This is a genomic window from Paenibacillus xylanexedens, from assembly GCF_007676705.1.
GTDB classification, from domain to species: domain Bacteria; phylum Bacillota; class Bacilli; order Paenibacillales; family Paenibacillaceae; genus Paenibacillus; species Paenibacillus xylanexedens_C.
In genome coordinates, this window is the sequence record NZ_VEBF01000001.1 from 2,141,106 (window position 1) to 2,162,139 (window position 21,034).

General features: G+C 45.8%; 18 protein-coding genes. 6 read left to right on the top strand and 12 right to left on the bottom strand.

All coding sequences use genetic code 11. The features are described from left to right. Positions 1-6 precede the first annotated feature (6 nt). Positions 7-2,328, bottom strand: a complete 2,322-nt coding sequence (locus tag FS628_RS09605; RefSeq protein ID WP_145321164.1) for a beta-L-arabinofuranosidase domain-containing protein — start codon at positions 2,326-2,328, stop codon at positions 7-9. Between the two features lie 371 nt (positions 2,329-2,699). Between FS628_RS09605 and FS628_RS09610 the strand changes: the two genes are divergently transcribed. Beyond that, positions 2,700-3,464: a helix-turn-helix transcriptional regulator gene (locus tag FS628_RS09610; protein WP_145321166.1), complete on the top strand. Its 765-nt coding sequence runs from the start codon at positions 2,700-2,702 to the stop codon at positions 3,462-3,464. A gap of 129 nt (positions 3,465-3,593) precedes the next feature. Continuing rightward, positions 3,594-4,106: a GNAT family N-acetyltransferase gene (locus tag FS628_RS09615; protein WP_145321168.1), complete on the top strand. Its 513-nt coding sequence runs from the start codon at positions 3,594-3,596 to the stop codon at positions 4,104-4,106. 204 nt (positions 4,107-4,310) lie between these two features. On the opposite strand, the gene FS628_RS09620 is transcribed toward FS628_RS09615, so the two are convergent. Beyond that, positions 4,311-5,651 carry an amino acid permease gene (locus FS628_RS09620; protein ID WP_145321170.1) on the bottom strand — a complete coding sequence of 447 codons (1,341 nt, stop codon included), beginning with the start codon at positions 5,649-5,651 and terminating at the stop codon, positions 4,311-4,313. A 436-nt stretch (positions 5,652-6,087) separates the two neighbouring features. Next, positions 6,088-6,543, bottom strand: coding sequence for a GNAT family N-acetyltransferase (locus tag FS628_RS09625; RefSeq protein WP_145321172.1), 456 nt, complete (start codon positions 6,541-6,543; stop codon positions 6,088-6,090). A 182-nt stretch (positions 6,544-6,725) separates the two neighbouring features. Here FS628_RS09625 and FS628_RS09630 point away from each other — a divergent pair, with 182 nt between their 5' ends. Both FS628_RS09630 and FS628_RS09635 read left to right on the top strand, forming a co-directional pair. Beyond that, complete coding sequence (locus tag FS628_RS09630) at positions 6,726-7,301, top strand: GNAT family N-acetyltransferase (RefSeq protein ID WP_186327757.1); 576 nt, start codon at positions 6,726-6,728, stop codon at positions 7,299-7,301. Beyond that, positions 7,298-7,645 carry a DUF1801 domain-containing protein gene (locus tag FS628_RS09635; RefSeq protein ID WP_145321174.1) on the top strand — a complete coding sequence of 116 codons (348 nt, stop codon included), beginning with the start codon at positions 7,298-7,300 and terminating at the stop codon, positions 7,643-7,645. Before FS628_RS09630 ends, FS628_RS09635 begins: the two co-directional genes overlap by 4 nt. Before the next feature lie 73 nt (positions 7,646-7,718). Here FS628_RS09635 and FS628_RS09640 read toward each other — a convergent pair whose 3' ends face one another. From FS628_RS09640 to FS628_RS09675, 8 genes are all read right to left on the bottom strand, one after another. Continuing rightward, complete coding sequence (locus FS628_RS09640; protein ID WP_145321176.1) at positions 7,719-9,023, bottom strand: DUF1963 domain-containing protein; 1,305 nt, start codon at positions 9,021-9,023, stop codon at positions 7,719-7,721. Between the two features lie 117 nt (positions 9,024-9,140). Beyond that, positions 9,141-10,319 carry an alanyl-tRNA editing protein gene (locus FS628_RS09645; protein WP_145321178.1) on the bottom strand — a complete coding sequence of 393 codons (1,179 nt, stop codon included), beginning with the start codon at positions 10,317-10,319 and terminating at the stop codon, positions 9,141-9,143. 258 nt (positions 10,320-10,577) lie between these two features. Continuing rightward, positions 10,578-11,330, bottom strand: a complete 753-nt coding sequence (locus FS628_RS09650) for an iron ABC transporter ATP-binding protein (protein ID WP_145321180.1) — start codon at positions 11,328-11,330, stop codon at positions 10,578-10,580. Then, positions 11,327-12,391, bottom strand: a complete 1,065-nt coding sequence (locus tag FS628_RS09655) for an iron chelate uptake ABC transporter family permease subunit (RefSeq protein ID WP_145321182.1) — start codon at positions 12,389-12,391, stop codon at positions 11,327-11,329. The genes FS628_RS09650 and FS628_RS09655 overlap by 4 nt, the downstream gene beginning before the upstream one ends. Continuing rightward, on the bottom strand, positions 12,388-13,398 hold the full coding sequence (locus FS628_RS09660) for an ABC transporter permease (RefSeq protein WP_440131274.1): 1,011 nt from the start codon (positions 13,396-13,398) through the stop codon (positions 12,388-12,390). The genes FS628_RS09655 and FS628_RS09660 overlap by 4 nt, the downstream gene beginning before the upstream one ends. A gap of 30 nt (positions 13,399-13,428) precedes the next feature. Then, on the bottom strand, positions 13,429-14,460 hold the full coding sequence (locus tag FS628_RS09665; RefSeq protein WP_145321186.1) for a siderophore ABC transporter substrate-binding protein: 1,032 nt from the start codon (positions 14,458-14,460) through the stop codon (positions 13,429-13,431). A gap of 358 nt (positions 14,461-14,818) precedes the next feature. After that, positions 14,819-16,588 carry a dihydroxyacetone kinase subunit DhaK gene (gene dhaK, locus FS628_RS09670; RefSeq protein WP_145321188.1) on the bottom strand — a complete coding sequence of 590 codons (1,770 nt, stop codon included), beginning with the start codon at positions 16,586-16,588 and terminating at the stop codon, positions 14,819-14,821. Next, the gene (locus FS628_RS09675) at positions 16,588-17,730 is read right to left on the bottom strand and encodes a glycerol dehydrogenase (RefSeq protein WP_145321190.1); all 1,143 of its coding nucleotides are present in this window, start codon (positions 17,728-17,730) and stop codon (positions 16,588-16,590) included. Before FS628_RS09675 ends, dhaK begins: the two co-directional genes overlap by 1 nt. Before the next feature lie 305 nt (positions 17,731-18,035). On the opposite strand from FS628_RS09675, the gene FS628_RS09680 reads away from it, so the two are divergent. Then, a complete protein-coding gene (locus FS628_RS09680; RefSeq protein WP_145321192.1) occupies positions 18,036-19,073 on the top strand; it encodes a PocR ligand-binding domain-containing protein in 1,038 nt (345 codons plus the stop codon). 96 nt (positions 19,074-19,169) lie between these two features. After that, positions 19,170-20,159 carry an aldo/keto reductase family protein gene (locus tag FS628_RS09685; RefSeq protein WP_145321194.1) on the top strand — a complete coding sequence of 330 codons (990 nt, stop codon included), beginning with the start codon at positions 19,170-19,172 and terminating at the stop codon, positions 20,157-20,159. Here FS628_RS09685 and FS628_RS09690 read toward each other — a convergent pair. After that, complete coding sequence (locus FS628_RS09690; RefSeq protein WP_145321196.1) at positions 20,156-21,034, bottom strand: LysR family transcriptional regulator; 879 nt, start codon at positions 21,032-21,034, stop codon at positions 20,156-20,158. The genes FS628_RS09685 and FS628_RS09690 overlap by 4 nt on opposite strands.

The window sequence follows — 21,034 nt, forward strand, 5'->3', positions numbered from 1 at the left end:
CTCTTATTATGAAAAGATGGATTCCGGTTTGCTCCGCGTGGTGCGTACCTCAACGACTTTTCCGGCGCAACCGTTGTCACCCAACGCTTGGAACACCACTGTAACGCTATCTTTTCCCGATGTAACGGACTCAGGAATATCATAGGTTACATAAAATACGTCGCCGATTTTGTTCATGTGAATTCGCTGCTCTCCGATAACAGTTCCATCCACGGTAATGCTGAATCGTCTATCATATAACGTACCTTCCCTCTCAAATGGGGAATGATCTCCGCCCCAATAGGCCACGCATAGATAATTGGATGCCGTTCGATCCACTGCCAGTTGGTAACTGAAATAAGCCCCGCTGACACCAAAAGCCTCCCGCCACATATGCAGCTTGTTGCGACTGTCCGTATACGACCCGTTGTGATGCTCCCCACGGCAGTTGCTATCCAGTTGATGTCCGATCTCATCCTGCTGACCATCCGCCTGAACCCTGTCGATCGTAATATCATTTAATTCTTTTTCAAGTGCATCACCTTCATCGTTAAACGGCCAATACACCGTATAGAACTCATGATGCACATCATAGAAGGGAACAAGCTTCACGGCTTCGCCCGTGGAAGTGACATCCTTGCTAAGTTCAAATGTTAACGTGCCTGCATCCACGACCTTGATCCACTCCCGTACATCCTTCTGCTCCGTCCAGATCACAGGTACGGGTGCAGTCTTGGGATTCAGTGCTGTTTCGTCCACAATCGTATCCTCAGGCAGACCCTCGCTTCCAAGTGCACCGGCGAGTACAATCGGACCGTACAGGAAGGCCACTTTGTGGGCATCATCCCGGGAAGTGTACTGGTGGAGCGACATCGGCAGTGTGATGGTAATGACATCGCCCGCTGTCCATGTGCGGTCGATGGAAAGATAGCCGGGTTCCATCCGTGTATACGGATGCTCCGTATCCCCGTTGACGGTTGCCGTCATTGGCTCTTGCAGCCATGAGGGCACGCGTAGTCTTAGATGGGCCGAGGCGCTGCCTCCGGTGATCGTCAGGGTTACCTTTTCCGAATAAGGAAAGTCGGTTTCGAGCTTCAGGGATATCCCCTGAGACATCCAATCCAGCTGGGAAGCGATATACAGGTTGACGTACAGGTCTTGCTCGTCTTCGAAATAGATGGCCTCGGCATATTTGCCCGGGTTCTCCATGCCTGATCCTGTACAGCACCACCAAGCCGTATCGTGTGTACCATAGATTTTGTAGTGACCTTGCAGCGTTGAGGCAAAATACGTTTTGTTCCCCGTATCCGGGTCCTGCGTGCCCAGGAGGTGATTGTAGATGGCGTTTTCATAATAGTCCATGTAGGCGCTATCGTGATTCCAGGCGAAAAGTTGTTTCGTCAGATGCATCATGTTGTGGGTACAGCAGCTCTCTCCTGTCTTGATCCCGAGACTCTCCATACCCTTCGCTTCATAATGCTCCGATATGCTCGTCGCGCCAAAGACGTAGGAACGATGATGAATGGTCGTATCCCAGAAAAATTCTGCCGCTGTCCGGTAACTCTCATGGGAGTGATCCTGGTTGTAGATCTCGGCTGCACCGATCACTTTGGGAATCTGGGTATTGGCGTGTCTGCCTTGAAGATCATCCTGCTTGTGTTCCAATGGTCTGAGAATCAATTGATGGGTAAACTTATTAGCGATCTCAAGGTATAAGGCTTTGCCTGTGATTCCATACAAATGTGCAAATACTTCATTCATGCCCCCGTGTTCACTTTGAAGCATCGTCTGCATCTGTTCTTCTGTCATCGGGAGCAAACCTTCTACTGCCCAATCTGCAAATCGAGTAACCACCTCAAGTGCCTGTCCGTTGCCAGTCAGTTTATAGGCGTCAATCAGACCACGATAGATTTTGTGCACACTATACCAGGGAACCCAGTATTCACCGATGTTGAATCCACCAATATGTTCGGCGCGGAATGCGATGTGGAATGCCTCTTCGGACAAACCGCCGATATATCCGCTCCCCGTAGTCTGCTGGATTCTCGCCAGTTCGGTAACCGCATAATCCAACGTTTCTTTTAATGTGATATTTCCGGTGGCTTGATACGTTACAGCGAGCGCTGACAGATAGTGGCCGAGGGAATGCCCGCTGATGGAACGTGCCTCCCACCCCGCGTAGCGTTCTTTTCGGGCCGGTAACCCATGGGCTTCGAAGCACGGAGCCAGGAATCGATCAATATCCAGCGATAACAGGTAACGCTCCCCAACCTCTTGTGATGTTTGAAAAACACCATTTAACAGATCTACATGTTCCGGTCCCAGAAATCCTTTTTTCGTATCAATCATTACATTCACTCCTTCTCGGGATGTACTACATAAGTTGAACTAAAGATTATTTACACTGACACTACGATGACAGAATAACCTTCCAATCGCTGTTATCCCCAGATTTTTTTGATCCCCTTTCTCAAGGGAAAGTCCAGGGATAAAGGCGAACGCTCCGCTTTTTCAGGTTTTTTCTGTCCTCTCCGTTATCATGTAAATGATTAGTTCAACTTATATAGATATCCATTCATTCTTGAGGGGTAAAATCCGTTTTATTAGATACAAGACTAATACTCATCAATCCACTGCAGAGCTTGAATATCCTCATATTATCAAATAAAATACAATTACATCAGACTCATAATCCAAGAAAAGGTGGATAAATCCGTCCTATGCAAAAGCCACTGGAACATTACCTGTGCGGCAAGTTCATATCCGAAGGGAACTGGAGCCACATGAGACGCAGCATGCCTGTTCACGAGATTATTTTGATGCTGGAAGGTGAGATGTTCATCGCGGAAGAAGAGGAACAATATGTGGTTCGTGCCAACGATCTGTTGTTTCTGCGCGCAAATCGCACCCACTATGGCTACCGGATTAGCGACGCACCCGTTAGCTTTTACTGGGTTCACTATGATGCCTTGCAGGCTGAATTCAATCGCTTTAGGACACATGCCACCATTCAGGTGCCTTCCCTGGCCCATCAGTTATTCAAGCAATTGCTGCATGTGTCCTCCTTTTCACCGGAGGAAGCAGACGCAGCTTTGCTATTGTTGTTCAGAGAGCTGGAGCGTAATATAGAGGCGGATTATCGCCCCCATAATGCGATTGTGGACCATATCTGCAAGTGGGTCGATATTCATCTGCATACGAACATTACGGTGAGTCAGATTGCAGAAAATTTTAATTTTAACAAAGACTATATCTCCAAAATGGTGAAACGCGAGAAAGGTACTGGACTCAAAACCTATATCCTCACAGAACGAATTCGCCGGGCGAAACAGTTGCTGCTGAATACCAATGCCAGTGTAAAAGAAATTGCCGGACAGTGCGGCTTCTCCGATTACAAGCTGTTCCTGCGCATGTTCAAGCAATACGAAGGTAATACGCCAACCGAATATCGCAATCATCTGTATTCCACACAGCTCAATCGCTGATGTGCTCTGATCCATAGAAATGACTGAGTTAACTATAGAAAATTTGAATTAATCCGATGGAGTCAATTATGGTAAAATGCAAGAAAACTATATTCCATACTTAACCTATAAGAGAAGAGGAATTATACGATGACAACGGCTGCCGTTACGATTCAACCTGCCACAGAAGCTGACCATCCAGAGATTGTTGATATTCTTGTTGCAAGTTACGCCGAGTACCGGGAAACATTTGAACAAAATGATCGATGGGAAGCCTACCTGAAAGACATTAGAGAGTCTCTGGACAACCCGCATCTCAAACAATTGTGGATTGCCAAGATTGAGGATCAAATTGTGGGGACCGTTCAATTGTTCGAAACCGCGCATAAGGCTTATCCAAACTTTGAATTGCCAATTGATTATCCGTTTATTCGGCTGTTGGGTGTCGATCCACAATGGAGAGGCCACGGAATCGGCAGAGAATTGCTCCAGCAATGCGTAAATTCTGCCAAAGAGATGGGCAAAAATACGGTGTACTTATATACGGGTGGTCAGATGGTCAACGCCATTCGTTTATATGAGCGTTTCGGTTTTAAAGAAGATGAAGAATTCAGCTCCGAGAGTAGCGGGGGCAAGGCGATCTGCTACCGTTATGATTCCTAGTGGAGGTTAACAGCAACCCGCGAGCCGTGAGCAGAGAATGAAACGTAAAAACAGACCGTTCATCATCATGAACGGTCTGTTTTACGTTTATAAATGTCAACTATATAAGTTGCACGAATCATTTACACGATAACGGAGAGGACATTTTTTAGCCGCCAATTCTCAACCAAAATCTTAGGCTTAATTTCAGAGAAATGTTTCGGCTCAATTCTTCTTCCTGAATCGAATCAGGGACCAGATCATCAGTAACGCGAGCACGGCAAGACAGATGCTAATGCTGAACCGATTACCTTCATCAAACACAAACATCACCGCAATGACACTGAGACACAACACGACGACTCCGGTTATATAAGGAAATCCCCAGACTTTGAATGTCGGTTGAACCGGATATCTCTTCCGCAGTTTTAGCTGCGATGAGGCAATACAGATCCACACAAGGATTACCACAAACCCCGGAACCGCAAGCAATATGCGGAACAGTTGATCCTGCGCGAACAGGCCAAGCAAGGAACCTCCAAGCAGGACGACCGAGCACACCAGAAGTGTGTTAACAGGGCTGCCATTGCGATTCGTCTGCGACAACGCCTTCGGAGCTTCCCCGCCCACTGCCATGGAGTGCATCATCCGGGATGCACCATAGATACCTGAATTCGCAGCAGACAGAACCGCCGTCACCAAAATAAAGTTCATAATGTGTGCCGCTCCCGGTAGTCCCGTAGATGCGAGTACCTGTACAAACGGACTGCTTTCCGGCCCGATCTCATTCCATGGAATGAGTCCACAGATGATGAGAATCGGCAACGTGAAGAACAGAATAATTCTGAGCATGAAATTGCCTACGATTTTGGGCATGACTTTTTCTGCATTTTCCGTCTCGGTCAGGGTCAGACCAATCAGCTCCGATCCCCCATAAGAGAACATGACCACTAGCAGTGCCGAGAAGATCGATGACCACCCGTTCGGGAAGAACCCGCCTGCTTGCGTATAATTTTGCAGATAAGGAGTGTTATCACTTGGAATAATGCCAAAGATCAATCCTGCGCCCAGAAAAATAAAAATAATGATCATGGCGATTTTGATCCCAGCCAGCCAAAATTCAAATTCCCCGAACACACCCACACTGAGCAGATTAACCAGTATAATAAACGCTGCACAAGCCAGACTCAACATCCACAGCGGTACTTCACTGAACCAATACTGCAAAAAGCTCCCGGCGGCAATCACCTCAATGACACACACCGATAACCATAGGAAACAGTACATCCATCCCATTACAAATGACACTCTGCTACCGAATGCTTCTTGTACGAAGTCTTTCATATTTTTGTTCTTGTACACCGTAGCCATCTCCGCCATCGCGGCCATAACAACCAGCAGCAATAATCCGGCAAAAATGTACGTGACGATCACGCCTGGACCTGCGAGTCCGATCGTCTCTGCACTGCCTTTGAAAATTCCCGTTCCAATTACACCACCCATAGCCATAAAACTGATGTGTCTTGGTTTAAGCTTCTTCTGTAGTGTTCCTTCTGTCTGAGCCAATTCAAGTCCTCCTGATGTAAAAAACGTCTGTAATGCTGTCTTGTTTCATATTTTTGCACAATCTCATAAACATAATGTCCAGTATACCCTATTGTCCATCAATCAGCCCAGAAGTTCCTTATGGCCAATTCATCCCAAACGTATAAGGACATAACCTATGTTTTATACCCTACAATGGCATCAAGCAATCTATGTACAGTCATCCAAGCACCACAGCAATTATTGGACATAACACCAAGACGGCAAACAGCGGATTCATATGATCGAACCACCAATATATCATGCATGACTCCCTCCACCCTTTTCATAGCATGGTCCATGTTACATCATTGAGTTTATTTTACTCTTTTTCCAAACTTCAATATGTGTGATATGTTGCAAATAAAAAAACCAACATTCTGTAACAACAGAATACCGGTTTCTCATGCGAATCCATTTAGATTGTCTTTGTCATAAACGCGCTGTTCGGGTCCAAAATATAATCTGCGAATGGTCCGCAATATTCGAATCCGAAATCTTCATACAGCTTCCGTGCTGGGATGAATGAATCCATTGAACCCGTCTCCAGGCTGATTCGCTTATAACCACGGTCTGTGGCAACCTCTATAATATGGGCCAAAATGTTTCTCGCTACGCCTTTTCTCAAGTGAGCCGAAGCGGTACGCATCGACTTCAACTCTGCATGCTCTGGATCCAGTTCTTTGATAGCCCCGCATCCGAGCAAGTCGTCCCCTTCCCATGCACACCAGAATGTAATTTCAGGCTTTTTGAGTCCATCCAGATTCAACGCATGAATACTCTCTGGAGGCGAATCCGCTGCCATCCCTTGCAAGTGCTCTGCAATTAACGCTTTGACCTGTATTCCACTCAAATCATCCACTTTGATCTCCAAAACGTATCACTCCTGCCGACATTTTTATTGTATCTATCATTGAAAGTATATCGATTATTTCATATTACTACCGTGTTAGGTTTCATGACAAGAGGCTACTTATATCCATTGAAATACGCTATTGTGGTTCACCTATAATTTCCAGTATGATGGGGCTATTCATAACAATAAAAGGAGCCCCTATGACACTAACAACGGATAACCTGTTCTATAGCACACGATTGAAAATGACGCCACCACGTCCTGAAGACGTGCAAACGATGCTGCTCTGGAACGAAGACCCGGAATATCTTCGAAATGTGGATACCGATATGGCCATCCCCTATTCGGAGAAACAGTTGGAAGATGAGGGAGAAACGAAGAACAAGGAAGTGTACTTCAGACTTCGCACGCATGAAGACGATACCCTGATTGGTTTTGTCGTCATTCATAGCATTGAATGGAATAACCGCTGTGGACAGCTCGCCATTGGCATCGGCCTTGCCGAACATCGCAACAAGGGATATGGCACCGAAGCGTTGAATCTTATTTTACGATATGCATTCCATGAGATGAATCTGGACCGGGTTGGCCTTGATGTCATCGCCTACAATGCCAAAGCAATCCGTTCCTATGAGAAGGCTGGTTTTCAGTTGGAAGGTCGGGCACGCTCAGCTGTATACCGTGATGGTAAGCGTTACGACCGCCTGATGATGGGAATTCTAAGACCAGAATGGGAAGCACACAATCAGATCCAAACGGAGGGTGAACAAGCATGACCAAGAATGCAGAAGTCACTGAGTTTATTGAACAGATTCAGATCCCCTGGCAAGTACAAATCGCTGAACAACTGCGTCAGTTGGTGCATGATACCATCCCTGACGTTCAGGAACGCGTGCAATACAAGAAGCCTCATTTTCTGAAAAACGGAAAGTACGCTGCGGTCATCTCGCCATCCAAACAGGCCGTATCCTTCACCATCTTCCATGCAACCGGACTCGATCTGCCCGATGGGATATTCGAAGGCCCGGAAGAGCGCAAAACGATCAAGCTCAAGGAAAAAGATACACCCGATTATGAATGGCTGGCGGGACTGCTGAAGCAGGCATCTGCAGAATTGTAGGAAAATCTGACGTACATTAAAAAGGCATCCCATGAAGTTCAAGAACTTACGGGATGCCTCATTGCTTCAACCATCAAGATTGCTGGTAGGATACGGCGGTCATCTGGCATGGCTCACATATGAACATGTAGTACATCCCCTCACCATATTCCTCAACCTCGCCCCAGTCCAGTTGTGCGACAGCCTTCATTCTCGTGGAACAGTGTGGACATGTTGGGTACTCCGCATCCTGAACCCATCCCGGATGGCCGCCGATCTGAGATAGCGATGGCTCCATCGCCCACTCACTGGCATGGAATACATGACGTGGTGCGTTTGCAATCCGAAACTGTCGGCCCACATCTGGTGTAAGTTTTACATCGTCCTCCGGGTCAATGTCGTCCGCTCCCACGGGCATGACATTATGTGAACTCCATAGCGGTTCCCCCGCTGCATCCTTCTCCATGTAAACCACACCGTAACTGCTGCATATCACACAAGTCTGTATGTGAAGTCGCTGGGTATGCCAAGACACGTCCTGCAGAGCTGGATGCTTAACATCCAGATTAATTAAGGTCGTTAAAGAACTACCACACCATGGACAGCAATTGGTGCTCGAGGTCAGCATCGAGATTGAGTCTCCGGTTATTGCCACGTTAGTTGTTTCACTCTCTTTTACTTTATAGAGTGAATAACTTGGGGTGGTGAATAATTCTCTGCGCTGCCCGTCTTTCGTGAGCTCCCAGCCAGCTTCCGTGGTGTAATGCTCTGGTGTCACGTACAATTCGCTTGCCCAAGAGGGCAGAGTCTCTCTCCACTGCCGGAACTGCTGCACGACAACATCGTCCCCGATATGGGCCAGCGTGAGCAAAATGTGGTTACGATTCTCGTCATCAGTGTTCACCTGCTGCAAAAGATGATTACGCACTTTTGCCGAGGCACTTTTATACAAAATGGCCGGATAATAGATTTCCTGTTCCAACAACTCAGGAATTTCGGCAGTCAACGATACATCATGGTAACAGACCAGATACAACAGGATATCTCTGCCGGTATCTTCATCGCCTGTACGAATCCGTTGCATCGCATAATCCTTCATCTCATCTTGTTGTTCAGCTGACAAAGACAGATACACCTGTTCCTTAGATTGTTCATATGGCACATAGCGAATTAATGGATCGCGAACCTGAGGTTCGTGCATGATTTTCAAAACTTCCACCGGGTCTGTGATGCCCTCATACAAGTTCACGTCACGCCGATTGGCTTCAATGTATCTCTGACGCTCTTCGCGCTCCATCTCCTGCTTGCAAGGCATGCAGTATCCACCTGTTTTCGCCGCTGTTGCTGGTAAAATGGTATTTGTACACCCTTCCCGTATACACGGAATTCGTTCTGTCATCCCTCCACCTCCTCTGCTGTCTGCTCGCTTCATCATGCCATGAAAAGCACGCCACATCGTGGCGTGCTTGTCTCATGATCGTACACTTGATACCCGTCCCTTATCTAAATAAGAAGATCAGTGATGTCCCAGCTGGTCCTTGGTGAACTCATAAAAGGCAAGCGCATCTTCACTGCTCGCAAAGCCTGCCTGAGCCATTTTTTCACTGCCTCCACCTTTGCCCTGATAGGCTCCAAGATTGCCTTTGAAGAAAGGTCCACAAGCCCATTCAGGCGGTTGTCCATTCTGTGCCAGAACAACTTTGGCCTCCGAGATACTGGCGAACAGTACAAGCCCCTCATGTTCTGCTGTCAGCTTGGTAGCCAGACTCTGCATATCCTTGAGCGACTTGTCTTCAAAGACCTGAGCAATAACCAACCCTTGCCGAGCAGCCAGAAGTTCCTCCGCATAATAGGCATCATTGGTTGTTTTCACTGCATTCAGCTCGGTTTGCAGCTGCTTTTGCTCCATTTCCATTTTCTCAATGCGCTCCAATAACTCATCCTTACTGGTCTTTAATTTAACCATGATGCGATTGAGCACGTTTTGTGTGGATGTGAATTCATTCAGCGCCCTTGTTCCACATTTGAAATAAATGCGAGTGCCACCCTTCACTTTTTCGGTTTTCAACAGTTTGATGATGCCGATCTCGCCTGTCGCCGACACATGGGTTCCGCCGCAAGCATTATACTCCACACCCTCGATCTCAACGATGCGAATGTCTTCCGTTACCGTAGGCTGCTTCACCAGTGGCAATTGTGCGGCCTCTTCTGCTGTAACCCATGAAGTGTTGATCCGAGCGTTACGATAGATCTGACGATTCACCTCTTGTTCAATGGCGGTCAATTGATCCGCTCCCAGTTCAGCCGCAGCCACATCAATCGTGTCATACTCCGTACCAAGATGGAAACTGAGCGTCATCGCTTCCGTCAGCTTCAGCGTGATTGCCGATAACAAATGCTGTCCCGTATGCTGCTGCATATGATCGAATCTTCGCTCCCAGTCAAGCTCACAATGTACTTCAGTCTGTTCAGGCGCGCGTTCCAGCTTATGCCACACCTCGCCATCTTCAATGTTCACATCCAGAACAGCGATGCCGCCCATTTGTCCCAGATCACAAGGCTGTCCACCCCCATGCGGGTAAAAAGCAGTCTCCGCCAGCGTGACATATACGCCGTCTTCCTTGTCCACTCTGCCTGTAATCGTTGTATGCCACTCTCTGGTGTAAGCAGAGTCATAATAAAATTTTTGTGTCATTGATGATCCCGATCCCTTCTCGTTTCAAATGGATTTATATAATCTCCAGATTACACTATCTGGCATCGTCAAGCCAATTTATGGCATGGAAGATTGCACTTCATATCCAAAAGACCGCTCTGTGAGCGAAAATAGCTATTTATCGAGAAAGAAACGTTGCAGGAGGATGCTCGAATTTTATCAAAAAAAAATAGAGTGATTAATCACTCTACTTTCTGAAAACTGTTTTAACAAACAACTTTTTATGAAGCCCTGTATCTAATAGATCGCTATTGGTCCGTACGGACCATCAATAATTTCAATTTTCGTTTCAAAAATATCTGTTAAAATTTCGGGGTCCATCACTTCTTTTACGGTTCCAAAAGCGGCGATTTGTCCGTCTTTCATCGCACATATTCGATCTGAATATTTGGCTGCAAAATTGATATCATGCATAACCGTCAGAATGGTTCTTCCAAATTCGTTAGCGGCATATCTCAAATGCTCCATCATCCGAACAGAACGAGCTACATCCAGATTGTTCAGAGGCTCGTCCAAAAGTACATATTCCGTCTCTTGGCACAACACCATTGCGACATAGGCTCTTTGCCTTTGACCACCAGAAAGTTCATCTAGATATCTATTTTCCAGAGCAGTTAAGTCTAGAAAATCAATATATTTAGAAATAATAGCTTCATCCTCATCCGTTAATCTGCCCTTAGAATAAGGAAAACGTCCAAACCCAGCAAGTTGTCTAACGGTAAGCCTTGTGACAAAATGATTTTCTTGTCGTAAAACCGTTACTATTTTAGCCAAGTCTTTTGACTTGGTCGTAGAAACATCCATATTGGCAACCTTAATTTGACCTTCATCCAAATCCAAAAGTCTCCCGATCATCAGAAGTGTCGTCGACTTCCCCGCACCGTTGGGTCCAATTAAAGAAGTAAGACCGGCTTTGGGTATATGAATATTCAAAGGGCCTATCTCTACCTCGGCTGCATAGGACTTTTTGACATTATTGATCTGTATCATAAAGAACCCTTCCTTAAAATCACAATTAAAAATGTTAGTCCGCCAACCAATTCTATAATGATGGAAACAACACCTTGGGCATTGAAGACATGATTCATAATAAAGTATGCACCGGTTAAGATCACAAACCCTATAGCAAGAGCCATTGGGAAAACATATCTGTGATCATAGGTTTGCGCTGCCTGATAACTCAAAATCGCAACCAAAAATCCATAGAATGTAAGGGGTCCAACCAAAGCCGTCGAAATGGCCATCAAAATGGAAACCAGGACCAGCGTATAAATCACACTACTTTGATGTTTAGTTCCCAAGGAAGTCGAGACATCCTTACCAAGCGACAGTACATTTAACCTCTTGGCATTAGCAAGCAGCAGGATTGCTGCAATGATGACGATAGGAATCGCAATCGGGAAATAAGCAGAATCCGCATTATTCACGGAAGCAAACATTCTTGCCTGCAAAATATCAAACTCGGACGGTGCAAGAAGTCTTCTCATAAACGAGGATACAGACCTCAGCCCGGTCCCAATGATAATACCGACCAGAAGCAGAAGTTGTAAATTGCCGTACTTTCCGGAAAGCAACCATCCATAGAGGATTAAACACATGATGACCATTGCAGCAACTTGATATAAGAAGGAATCAACACCGCTAAAATTCACAAATACTGTAGCACCAAGGAAAAATATAGTACTCGTATGAATGGTTGAATAAATAGCATCAAAACCTAAAAGGGACGGAGTTATAATTTTGTTATTCGTAATCGATTGAAAAGCAACCGTAGATAAACTTTGGCAAATTGCAGCGATAAGCATTGAAACCAGAGCGACTACTCTTCTTGTAACGACAGGTATAAAAGAAGGAGAAGATACCGGGACCGGATTGTTATAAACCAGTAGTCCAATTGATGCAAAAACGCCCAGAACAATCAATGTTATCAGCAAAATCCAATAACGCTTTTCTTCTTTCTTGGTACGGAAGGCTCTAGCTGATCTTTTTTTAGGACGACGGCTAGAATCGATTTCGATATTTAGTGGATTTCTACTTGCTAAGTCGCTCATCTTACCCTCCTTGTTGACCTCCTTTGTCTTAACAAAATGACAATAAATACGACGGCTCCCACTGTTCCAAGGATCATCGAGACAGGTATTTCAAAAGGCATGATAATGACTCGAGACAGGATATCACACACAATAATGCTGCCCATCCCTAATAAGCACACCCATGGCAGATTGCTCCTGAGATCGTCACCTCTAAACATGGAAACGATATTGGGGACAATTAACCCAAGAAAAGGCAGGTTCCCAATGACAGCTGCAACGATTCCAACGGCTAGTGAAATAAGCGCAGTCCCCATAAGAATGATCCTGTCATAATTTACGCCAAGACTGGTAGCCACATCTTCCCCTAGTCCGGCCAAAGTCAACCGATCAGCAAAAACAAAAATAAGAATAGTCACCAATACAATGAGCCAGAGATATTCATACCTGCCAATTTGCACAGATGAAAAGGAGCCTGCAAACCAGCTTTCGATATTTTGAGTCATTTGGAATACAAGCCCAACGAAAGTTGAAAATGCAGAAATGACTGCTCCAAGCATCATCCCAATAATGGGGACAACTAAAGACGAACGGAGTTTAACTTTCTTTAGAAACATAAAAAAAATCATCGTTCCTATAAAAGAAAAAATGATTGCGCCGGTCATTCTTAGTGTTAGACTCGGGGCAGGAAAGACCAGATAAATAAACATGATCCCCAGACCTGACCATTCCATTGTTCCTGTTGTGGTAGGTTCCACCAAGCGATTCTGTGTAATAAGCTGCATGACCAGTCCTGCCATGGCCATTGCGGCACCGGTAAGCATCAATGCAACAGTTCTTGGGACACGAGTGATGAAGAACATCTCCATTCCATCCGCTTGTCCCCGTATGTCATAGACTCCAATAAGCAGTGATGTAATGCCTAAAACAATGGTGGCTATAATCGCAATGATAAAAGGCAGGGTCCATAACCTTTTGTGATTATGACGCTGGGGTTGAGAATTCTCAACCCCGGCTATTTTGGGTATTAAATTTTTCAGCACTGCAGTATGCTCCTTTTACTGTTTAGCTAAAGCTTTCGTAAGGTTGTTAATCAACTCCAAGAAAGTTTCGATAGATTCATTAGTGTACGTATCGTTTGGAGCATAGACGATTTGCTTTTTAGTAATAGCAGTGGTGTTTTGCAGAGCAGGTGAGTTATCAATAACGTCCTGAGCCGGAACCGAACCTTCTTCAGCAGATACAGCTGCATCACGATCCAGTACGAAAATCCAATCCGGATTGCTTTGGGCGATCGCTTCAACAGAAATATCATCACCTTGATGATCAGAAGAAGATTTGTCCACTTCTAGTGCCGGAACCCAGCCGAAAATGTCATACAATGGTCCCCACACGCGTCCAGTAAGAGGAGCCGAGAAACCAATGTTTCCACCAGAAACGACAACACTCATAATTTTATCTTCACCGTTATAAGCGGCCTTAGCTTCTTCAATAGCTTTATCAAAATCAGCAATCAATTGAGTAGCTTCTTCTTGCTTTTCAAAAATTTTACCTAGATTGGTTGTTGCATCTTTAAGACCATTAACAAAGTTTTCTCCAGGTGCTGCTGTTTCTTCAAGCTCAATATTAAGGTCAATTACTGCTGCATTAGGCACTAATTTTTTGATGTCTTCATAAAAGCCAGCAAATCTTTGACCAACAATGACAAGGTCAGGCTGTATAGATGCCAAAAGTTCAAGATTTGGTTCACGATGATTTCCAATATTCTGTACCGATTCATCCGCCACATATGGTGAATCTGCTGGCATTACATCCTTCGGCGCTGCTGCTAGTTTGACTCCCCAATTGGACAGAGTCTCAAATGTTCTGTTATCCAGAGCAACGACTTTCGTTGGATTTACAGGTACAGTTACTTTTCCATGAGCATCCGTAATTTCAACGGTTGTAGCTGTAGTAGCAGCATCGGAAGTTGCGGCCTCTGTATTAGCAGTACCAGAAGTAGCAGGTTCATTACTTGAACATGCTGCCAACACCAAAGTTAAAGCTGCAACCATGATTAACATTAATTTTGAAGAAATAGACTTTTTCATTTCATTTATATCCCCCTAGAATTTAGAAAATTTTGACTCAAACGCAGCCTATTGTATTGGATAAAATCAGTATCATATACCTCCTCAGGCGTAATCTAGTGACAAAAACAACAAATGATAGTGATTATCAATATCAATAGTTTATATTATAACAAGTTAGCAGGTATTTTCAACAACCTAATCGTTTTAATTCATGGCGAAATTATGAACCAAAGATTCAATTTTATGTATTTTCATGCATAAAAACCGACATTTCTACAACAAAAAGAAGTATCACTATGTGATACTTCTTTGGCATTAAGAACACTTTATACATTTATATTTCTCATCGAAATGATCTAAATTTTTCACAACATTCTTACTTCATTGACTCAGACAGCTCTGTGAAAATAACACCTAACGCATATGCGCCAGCGTCAGGGTAGCCCAGACTACGATCGCCAACGGTACCCGCGCGGCCCATCCGTGCCACGATATCTTCGGTTTTCTTCGCACCTTCAACGGCTGCTGCCGCACCTTTGGCAAATGCGGTTTTGAAGTCATCTCCAGACTCCGCACTTTGCGTCCAGGAATCGGCACATGGAACGAGTGCATCGATCAAGGTCTTGTCGCCTACAACGGCACCACGTCCGAAGGATCGCTCTCCTGTAGACTGAATACCTTGCACGGCTGCATGTAACATTTCTGCAAATTCAGCAACGTTCAATTGCTGTTTATCCCCTACTGCTTTGCCAGCCGCACGGAATGCCGACCCCCAGATTGGACCGGAGGCACCGCCACAGTATTCCATGATAACCAGGGAACATACATCGAGGAACGAACCGATATCTTTTTTATCTTCATTAATGATATGATTCCATTCGCGTTTCAACTGACGGAAGCCTTTCGCCACACTCATACCGAAATCGCCATCACCTGCATGGGAGTCCAGTTCACAGAATGGTACTTCATTCTTGATGATGATCTCGCCCATTTTATCGATCAGATAGACGATATTGTCCAACGAGAATTGATTGTTGCTAATCACTGCAGATGTTGCAGGCGTCTCCACTTCGTAAGATACCGGAGCGTCTTCACCTACGACAGCTTCCAGAGCCTCGGAATACGCTACTTGTGCCACTGGAGGACCGGATACTTTAAACGCAGGTGTATCACTTTCCTTGAACAACAGAGTTTTCAACTCATCATCCAGTTTCAGGATCGTAACCGACGCACCCGCCATATCGATGCTTGTCATGTAGTTGCCGACAAACGTTGTAGCGACCTTTAGACCTGTATGTCCTGCAAGCTCACGCTGCACGGAATTGTTGAGCAAGTACAGTTCTTGCAAAGGTGTTGCGCCAAACCCATTCACCAGCACGGCAATCTCAGCAGAAGCATCCGTATCCAGCTTCATATCGGCAAGCAATGCTTCGATCATACGCCCTGCCAATTCATCAGCCGATACGATTTTCTCCCGACGAATTCCTGGCTCACCATGAATCCCTACGCCGAATTCCATTTCATCTTCAGCAATCTCGAATGTAGGCGTGCCTTTGGCGGGCACGGTACAGGATGTGAATCCAAATCCAATACTGCGTACGTTCTGAGCTGCTTTCTCGGCAACGGATTTCACATCTGCCAGACTCCGGCCCTCTTCAGCTGCTGCTCCGGCAATCTTGTGAACCAGTACAGTTCCGGCAACGCCGCGACGTCCAACGGTATACAAGCTGTCTTGTACAGCGATGTCATCCTCAACACGCACATATTGTACGTCAATGCCGTCTTCTTCAGCCAGATGCGCTGCATTCTTGAAGTTCATCATGTCGCCGCTGTAGTTCTTGATGATCAAGAGTGTTCCCTTGTTGCTGGCTGTTGCCTTGATCGCTTGGTACACCTGGATTTGGGAAGGAGATGCGAACACATCTCCACATACCGCTGCATCCAACATGCCTTTCCCCACATAACCTGCGTGAGCCGGTTCATGTCCACTGCCGCCGCCACTGATCAGGCTGACTTTATCCGCCTGAATCTCTCTGCGTTTGATGACTTTATATTTTTTCAGGAATTCCAGCTCCGGGTGCGCGAGCGCGATTCCGTTGCACATTTCCATAACAACATGTTCTGCTTGGTTAATAATTTTCTTCATTATTTTGCCTCCCGACGAGCTGCTTTGTACTCACGGCCCATGCGGTCAGCCGCTGCAATGGCAGCAGCCACTTCAGGAACGGTGATCGGGAATGGCATCGCGTGAATGGATTCTTCCGGAATACAAGCGATCTCTGCAACTTTCAACAACTCTTCCTGACTAATCGTGTCTACACCGATATCCGCCAAGCTGATAGGCAGTCCCACTTCTAGACAGAAGTCCATGACTTCGTGCAGCTCTTCGGTTGGTGCATTTTCGAGCACGAGTTGTGCGATCGTACCGAAGGATACTTTTTCACCGTGGAAGAAGTGATGTGTTCCCTCCAGAACAGTCAAACCGTTGTGGATTGCATGTGCTGCGGCCAGACCGCCACTTTCGAATCCAAGACCAGACAACAGAATGTTGGTCTCAACGATGTTTTCCAGCGCTTGCGTCACGACGTTGCTGTCACTCGCTACTTTCGCTTTTGCACCGTCAGTCAGCAGCATTTCATAACACAGTTTTGCCAGTGCAAGTGCCGCATTCGTCCCTACTGCAGATGGAGTATATCCTTCACGGGAACCCATTGGCAGACTTGCATTTACACGGGAATAGGATTTCGCTGTTGCTCTTGCTTCGAAGTATGTAGAGAGCGCATCTCCCATACCGGATACGAGGAAACGTGTTGGTGCATTGGCGATTACCGTTGTATCGACAAGAACCACACTTGGGCTTTGTTTGAAGTAAGCATAGTCATCAAAAGCACCTTCTGGTGTGTACAATACAGCAGAGTGACTTGTTGGTGCATCCGTTGCCGCAATGGTTGGGCAGATGATCAATGCTTCGCCTTCAGCTACACATTTGGCAGCATCGATCGCTTTACCGCCACCAAGACCGATGGTAGAGTGACATCCTTTTTCCTTCGCAATCTCTTGCAGACGCGCAACTTCCTCACGGGAACATTCCCCTTTAAAACCGCTTTCAACAAACGTAATATTGAATTTCTCAGCTGTTGCATCAAGCTTTGCTTTGACACGCTGTACATCATCCGGATGTGCAATCAGCAAGGCAGATTCTCCGAAGGATTTAACAAAGTACCCCAGGTTCAACAACTCATCTTCGCCTTGTACATATTTGGTTGGGCTGATAAATGCTTTTCTCATATTAATATGTGCCTCCTAAGGATATGAAATGGTGTAGTAGATACATTAAATTTTTATTTCTTGCAATTGACCTTAATATAACGCATGAGTAGCTGGTTTACAGTGGACTTTGATAACAAATTATTATAATTTACAATCGTAATTTTTTGCTTTTTAGTGCAATCATGGTATGTTATTGTCATGAGATGGTTGAATTTTGACCTCCCATAATACATTACCCGTCATCATTACATCTTAATATGTACAACTTGCTAACTTTTAACGGCCTAAATCATGAATCAGGTTAGCTATGGAGGTCTCATCCAATGATTAAAGAATATCTGCATATCAATAAAATTCTGGATCTTAATAAATGGAAGCGCCTACAGGATTCTCTTGCTACAGTTACCAAACTCGCGATCCTCACCGTTGACTATAAAGGCATTCCCATAACCAGTCACAGCAGCTGTCAGGCTTTCTGCCAGAATGTACGCAAAGACCCCGAGCTTCTCCCCTACTGCCAAAAATGTGATTCGCGCGGTGGTCTGGAAGCGGTTCGGTTGAATGAGCCCTATGTATATCTATGCCATTTCAATATTATTGATATCGCGATTCCGATTACGATTGATGGCAAATATATCGGTGCCGTGATGGCAGGACAAGTGAAACTCGCCGACCCGGACAAGGGTAGTGATCTGGAGCAGATTGTTACGTCCAAGAACGTACCCCTGCATGCAGCCAAGCTGGAGGAATTAAAGGATGATTACGCCCAGCTGCCTGTGATGACCTATGAAGAGATTGTGAAAATCTCCAACATGTTATCCCTGCTCTGCAATTACATTGTAGAAGAAGCGCTCAACAAAAATCTGTTAGTCGAAATGTTCGAGAAAGCTTCAGGTCATCAGGAGTCACTGAACCTCTCCACCATTCTGCCGGGTTACTCCATTCGTAATATTGAGTCGATCAAAAAAGAGATGACGAATGCGATTGCGGACGCCTATCTCAAAAATAGCCCAAGTGACATGGAAAGCTCCAGCCCGGTGCTTCAGCCTGCTTTTGAATATATTCACAGTCACAAAAGCGAACAAGTTTCGCTCAAACAAATGGCCGATCTATGCCACCTGAGTCCGAGTTATTTCAGCAGGCTGTTTGCCAAGGAAACGGGTGAAAACTTCACAACCTACCTGGCTAAACTCAAAGTTAAGTGGGCCAAGCAATTGCTGGAAGTCACCGACATGCCTGTATCACAGATCAGTGATGAACTGGGATTCAATGAATCGGGATATTTTATCAAAATATTCAAAAAGTTCGAGGAGATTACGCCCGCCCTCTATCGCAAATATATTCAGGAGAAGATTCACTGATATCTTTTTCGTATCAAATATGGGGTTAAAAGATATTTCACCTATTAATCTGCCATTGCTACAATGGAGTCCAGATGACTTAGGGAGGCGACATGAATGGAATATCGCAAATTAGGAAACAGTGGATTAACCGTCAGTGAGATTTCACTCGGCAACTGGATTACGCACGGAGAGCAAGTGGATGATGGAACAGCAGAAGCTTGTGTACGAGCCGCATTGGATGCAGGCATTACCACATTCGATACCGCAGACGTGTACTCCAATACCAAGGCAGAATCCGTGCTGGGACAGGCTCTTAAGGATATACGCAGAGAGAGTATTGAACTGTGCACCAAAGTCTGTCACCCCACCGGCTCGGGTCATAATGACCGAGGACTTTCCCGTAAACACATTATGGAAGCCTGTAATGGTTCATTACGTCGGTTACAGACGGATTATATCGATGTCTATTACGCTCACCGTTATGATAACAACACTCCGCTGGAAGAGACATTTTTGGCATTTGCCGATCTGGTCCGTCAGGGCAAGGTCCACTATATTGGTGTAAGTGAATGGAACGCAGATCAGATTGCACGAGCAGCCGCATTGGCACGCGAACTTCACGTACCTTTGATTGCAAGCCAGCCTCAATATTCGATGTTATGGCGTGTGATTGAGCAAGAAGTTGTTCCTGCAAGTGCCCAAGCAGGTCTGGGACAGATTACATGGTCTCCTCTCGCTCAGGGCATACTATCAGGCAAGTATGCACCTAACGAAGCGTTGCCCACCGGTTCACGTGCTGCTGGGGAAGCAGGGGCACCCTTTTTCAACAAATTAGCGGGACAATGGTTACGTGAAGATGTTCTGACCGCTGTGCAAGAGCTTGTCCCAGTGGCCAAAGAGGTCGGTCTAACGCTCCCCCAACTCGCTGTTGCGTGGGTTCTTCAGCATTCGTATGTCAGTTCCGTCATTATTGGGGCATCAAGGCCGGAGCAGGTATTGGAGAATGTAAAAGCTTCTGGTGTGAAACTGGAACCTGCGATCATGACTCGTATTGATGAAATACTGAATCCGTGGATTGAGCGTGATCCAGCCAAGACGGGTTAAACACATTCATCAACAATGCTCATAAAACGGGATACCACTTCCTGATTCATATCCGTCCGCCATGCCGTATACAACGTAACGGGTGGCGGATTTTCTTGTAATGGAAGGAACACAACACCCTTCCGCTGAAACACATCCACTGAAGAAGGAACAATGGAAATCCCCATGCCCGCTGCAACGAGATTCACAATCGTATACATCTGGATGGCTTCCTGCGTAATTCGGGGGTCTACGCCATGTGCTCTGCAATAATCCAGAACCAGTCGATGAAATGGAGAGCCCAGATGCCGTGGGAATAAGATAAAATCTTCATCCGCCAGTTCTCGAATTGAAACTTGAGTCTGAGAAGACATCGGGTGATAATCTGGCAATACGGCAATCAACGTTTCCATCTGGCAGGGGCGGAACAAGACATGACGAGTATCTTCCTGATATCGCAGAAATCCAATATGGATCTGTCCGTCTTCCAGTGCCTGCAATTGTTGCGACGAAGTCATCTCACGTAACGTCAGTTCAATCTGCGGGTATGCAGCGCGAAATTTTCTCAGTACATCCACCATGATGCCCCCTGAAGCCGAATCCACGAAGGCTACGGCTATATGCCCGATGATGCCCTGATCTGCCTTTTGCGTAAGCTGGATGGATCGTTCGAGCTGGGCCATGATCAGTCTGGCCTGTTCCAGAAATACGGCTCCTGCCGGGGTGAGACGGACCATTTTTCTCGTACGTTCCAACAACTTCACGCCTAGCTCCTCTTCCAGATTCTGAATCTGCTGGCTCAGCGGTGGCTGCGTCATGTTTAATTTCTCCGCTGCACGGTGGAAATGAAGTTCTTCCGCCACGGTAATAAAGTATCTTAACTTTCGAATATCCAT

What these genes read in the sequence shown, in the direction of transcription:
- FS628_RS09605 (WP_145321164.1), bottom strand. Translation starts at nt 2,328, where the DNA reads ATGATTGATACGAAAAAAGGATTTCTGGGACCGGAACATGTAGATCTG.
- FS628_RS09610 (WP_145321166.1), top strand. Translation starts at nt 2,700, where the DNA reads ATGCAAAAGCCACTGGAACATTACCTGTGCGGCAAGTTCATATCCGAA.
- FS628_RS09615 (WP_145321168.1), top strand. Translation starts at nt 3,594, where the DNA reads ATGACAACGGCTGCCGTTACGATTCAACCTGCCACAGAAGCTGACCAT.
- FS628_RS09630 (WP_186327757.1), top strand. Translation starts at nt 6,726, where the DNA reads ATGACACTAACAACGGATAACCTGTTCTATAGCACACGATTGAAAATG.
- FS628_RS09635 (WP_145321174.1), top strand. Translation starts at nt 7,298, where the DNA reads ATGACCAAGAATGCAGAAGTCACTGAGTTTATTGAACAGATTCAGATC.
- FS628_RS09640 (WP_145321176.1), bottom strand. Translation starts at nt 9,023, where the DNA reads ATGACAGAACGAATTCCGTGTATACGGGAAGGGTGTACAAATACCATT.
- FS628_RS09645 (WP_145321178.1), bottom strand. Translation starts at nt 10,319, where the DNA reads ATGACACAAAAATTTTATTATGACTCTGCTTACACCAGAGAGTGGCAT.
- FS628_RS09650 (WP_145321180.1), bottom strand. Translation starts at nt 11,330, where the DNA reads ATGATACAGATCAATAATGTCAAAAAGTCCTATGCAGCCGAGGTAGAG.
- FS628_RS09655 (WP_145321182.1), bottom strand. Translation starts at nt 12,391, where the DNA reads ATGAGCGACTTAGCAAGTAGAAATCCACTAAATATCGAAATCGATTCT.
- FS628_RS09665 (WP_145321186.1), bottom strand. Translation starts at nt 14,460, where the DNA reads ATGAAAAAGTCTATTTCTTCAAAATTAATGTTAATCATGGTTGCAGCT.
- dhaK (WP_145321188.1), bottom strand. Translation starts at nt 16,588, where the DNA reads ATGAAGAAAATTATTAACCAAGCAGAACATGTTGTTATGGAAATGTGC.
- FS628_RS09675 (WP_145321190.1), bottom strand. Translation starts at nt 17,730, where the DNA reads ATGAGAAAAGCATTTATCAGCCCAACCAAATATGTACAAGGCGAAGAT.
- FS628_RS09680 (WP_145321192.1), top strand. Translation starts at nt 18,036, where the DNA reads ATGATTAAAGAATATCTGCATATCAATAAAATTCTGGATCTTAATAAA.
- FS628_RS09685 (WP_145321194.1), top strand. Translation starts at nt 19,170, where the DNA reads ATGGAATATCGCAAATTAGGAAACAGTGGATTAACCGTCAGTGAGATT.
- FS628_RS09690 (WP_145321196.1), bottom strand. Translation starts at nt 21,034, where the DNA reads ATGGATATTCGAAAGTTAAGATACTTTATTACCGTGGCGGAAGAACTT.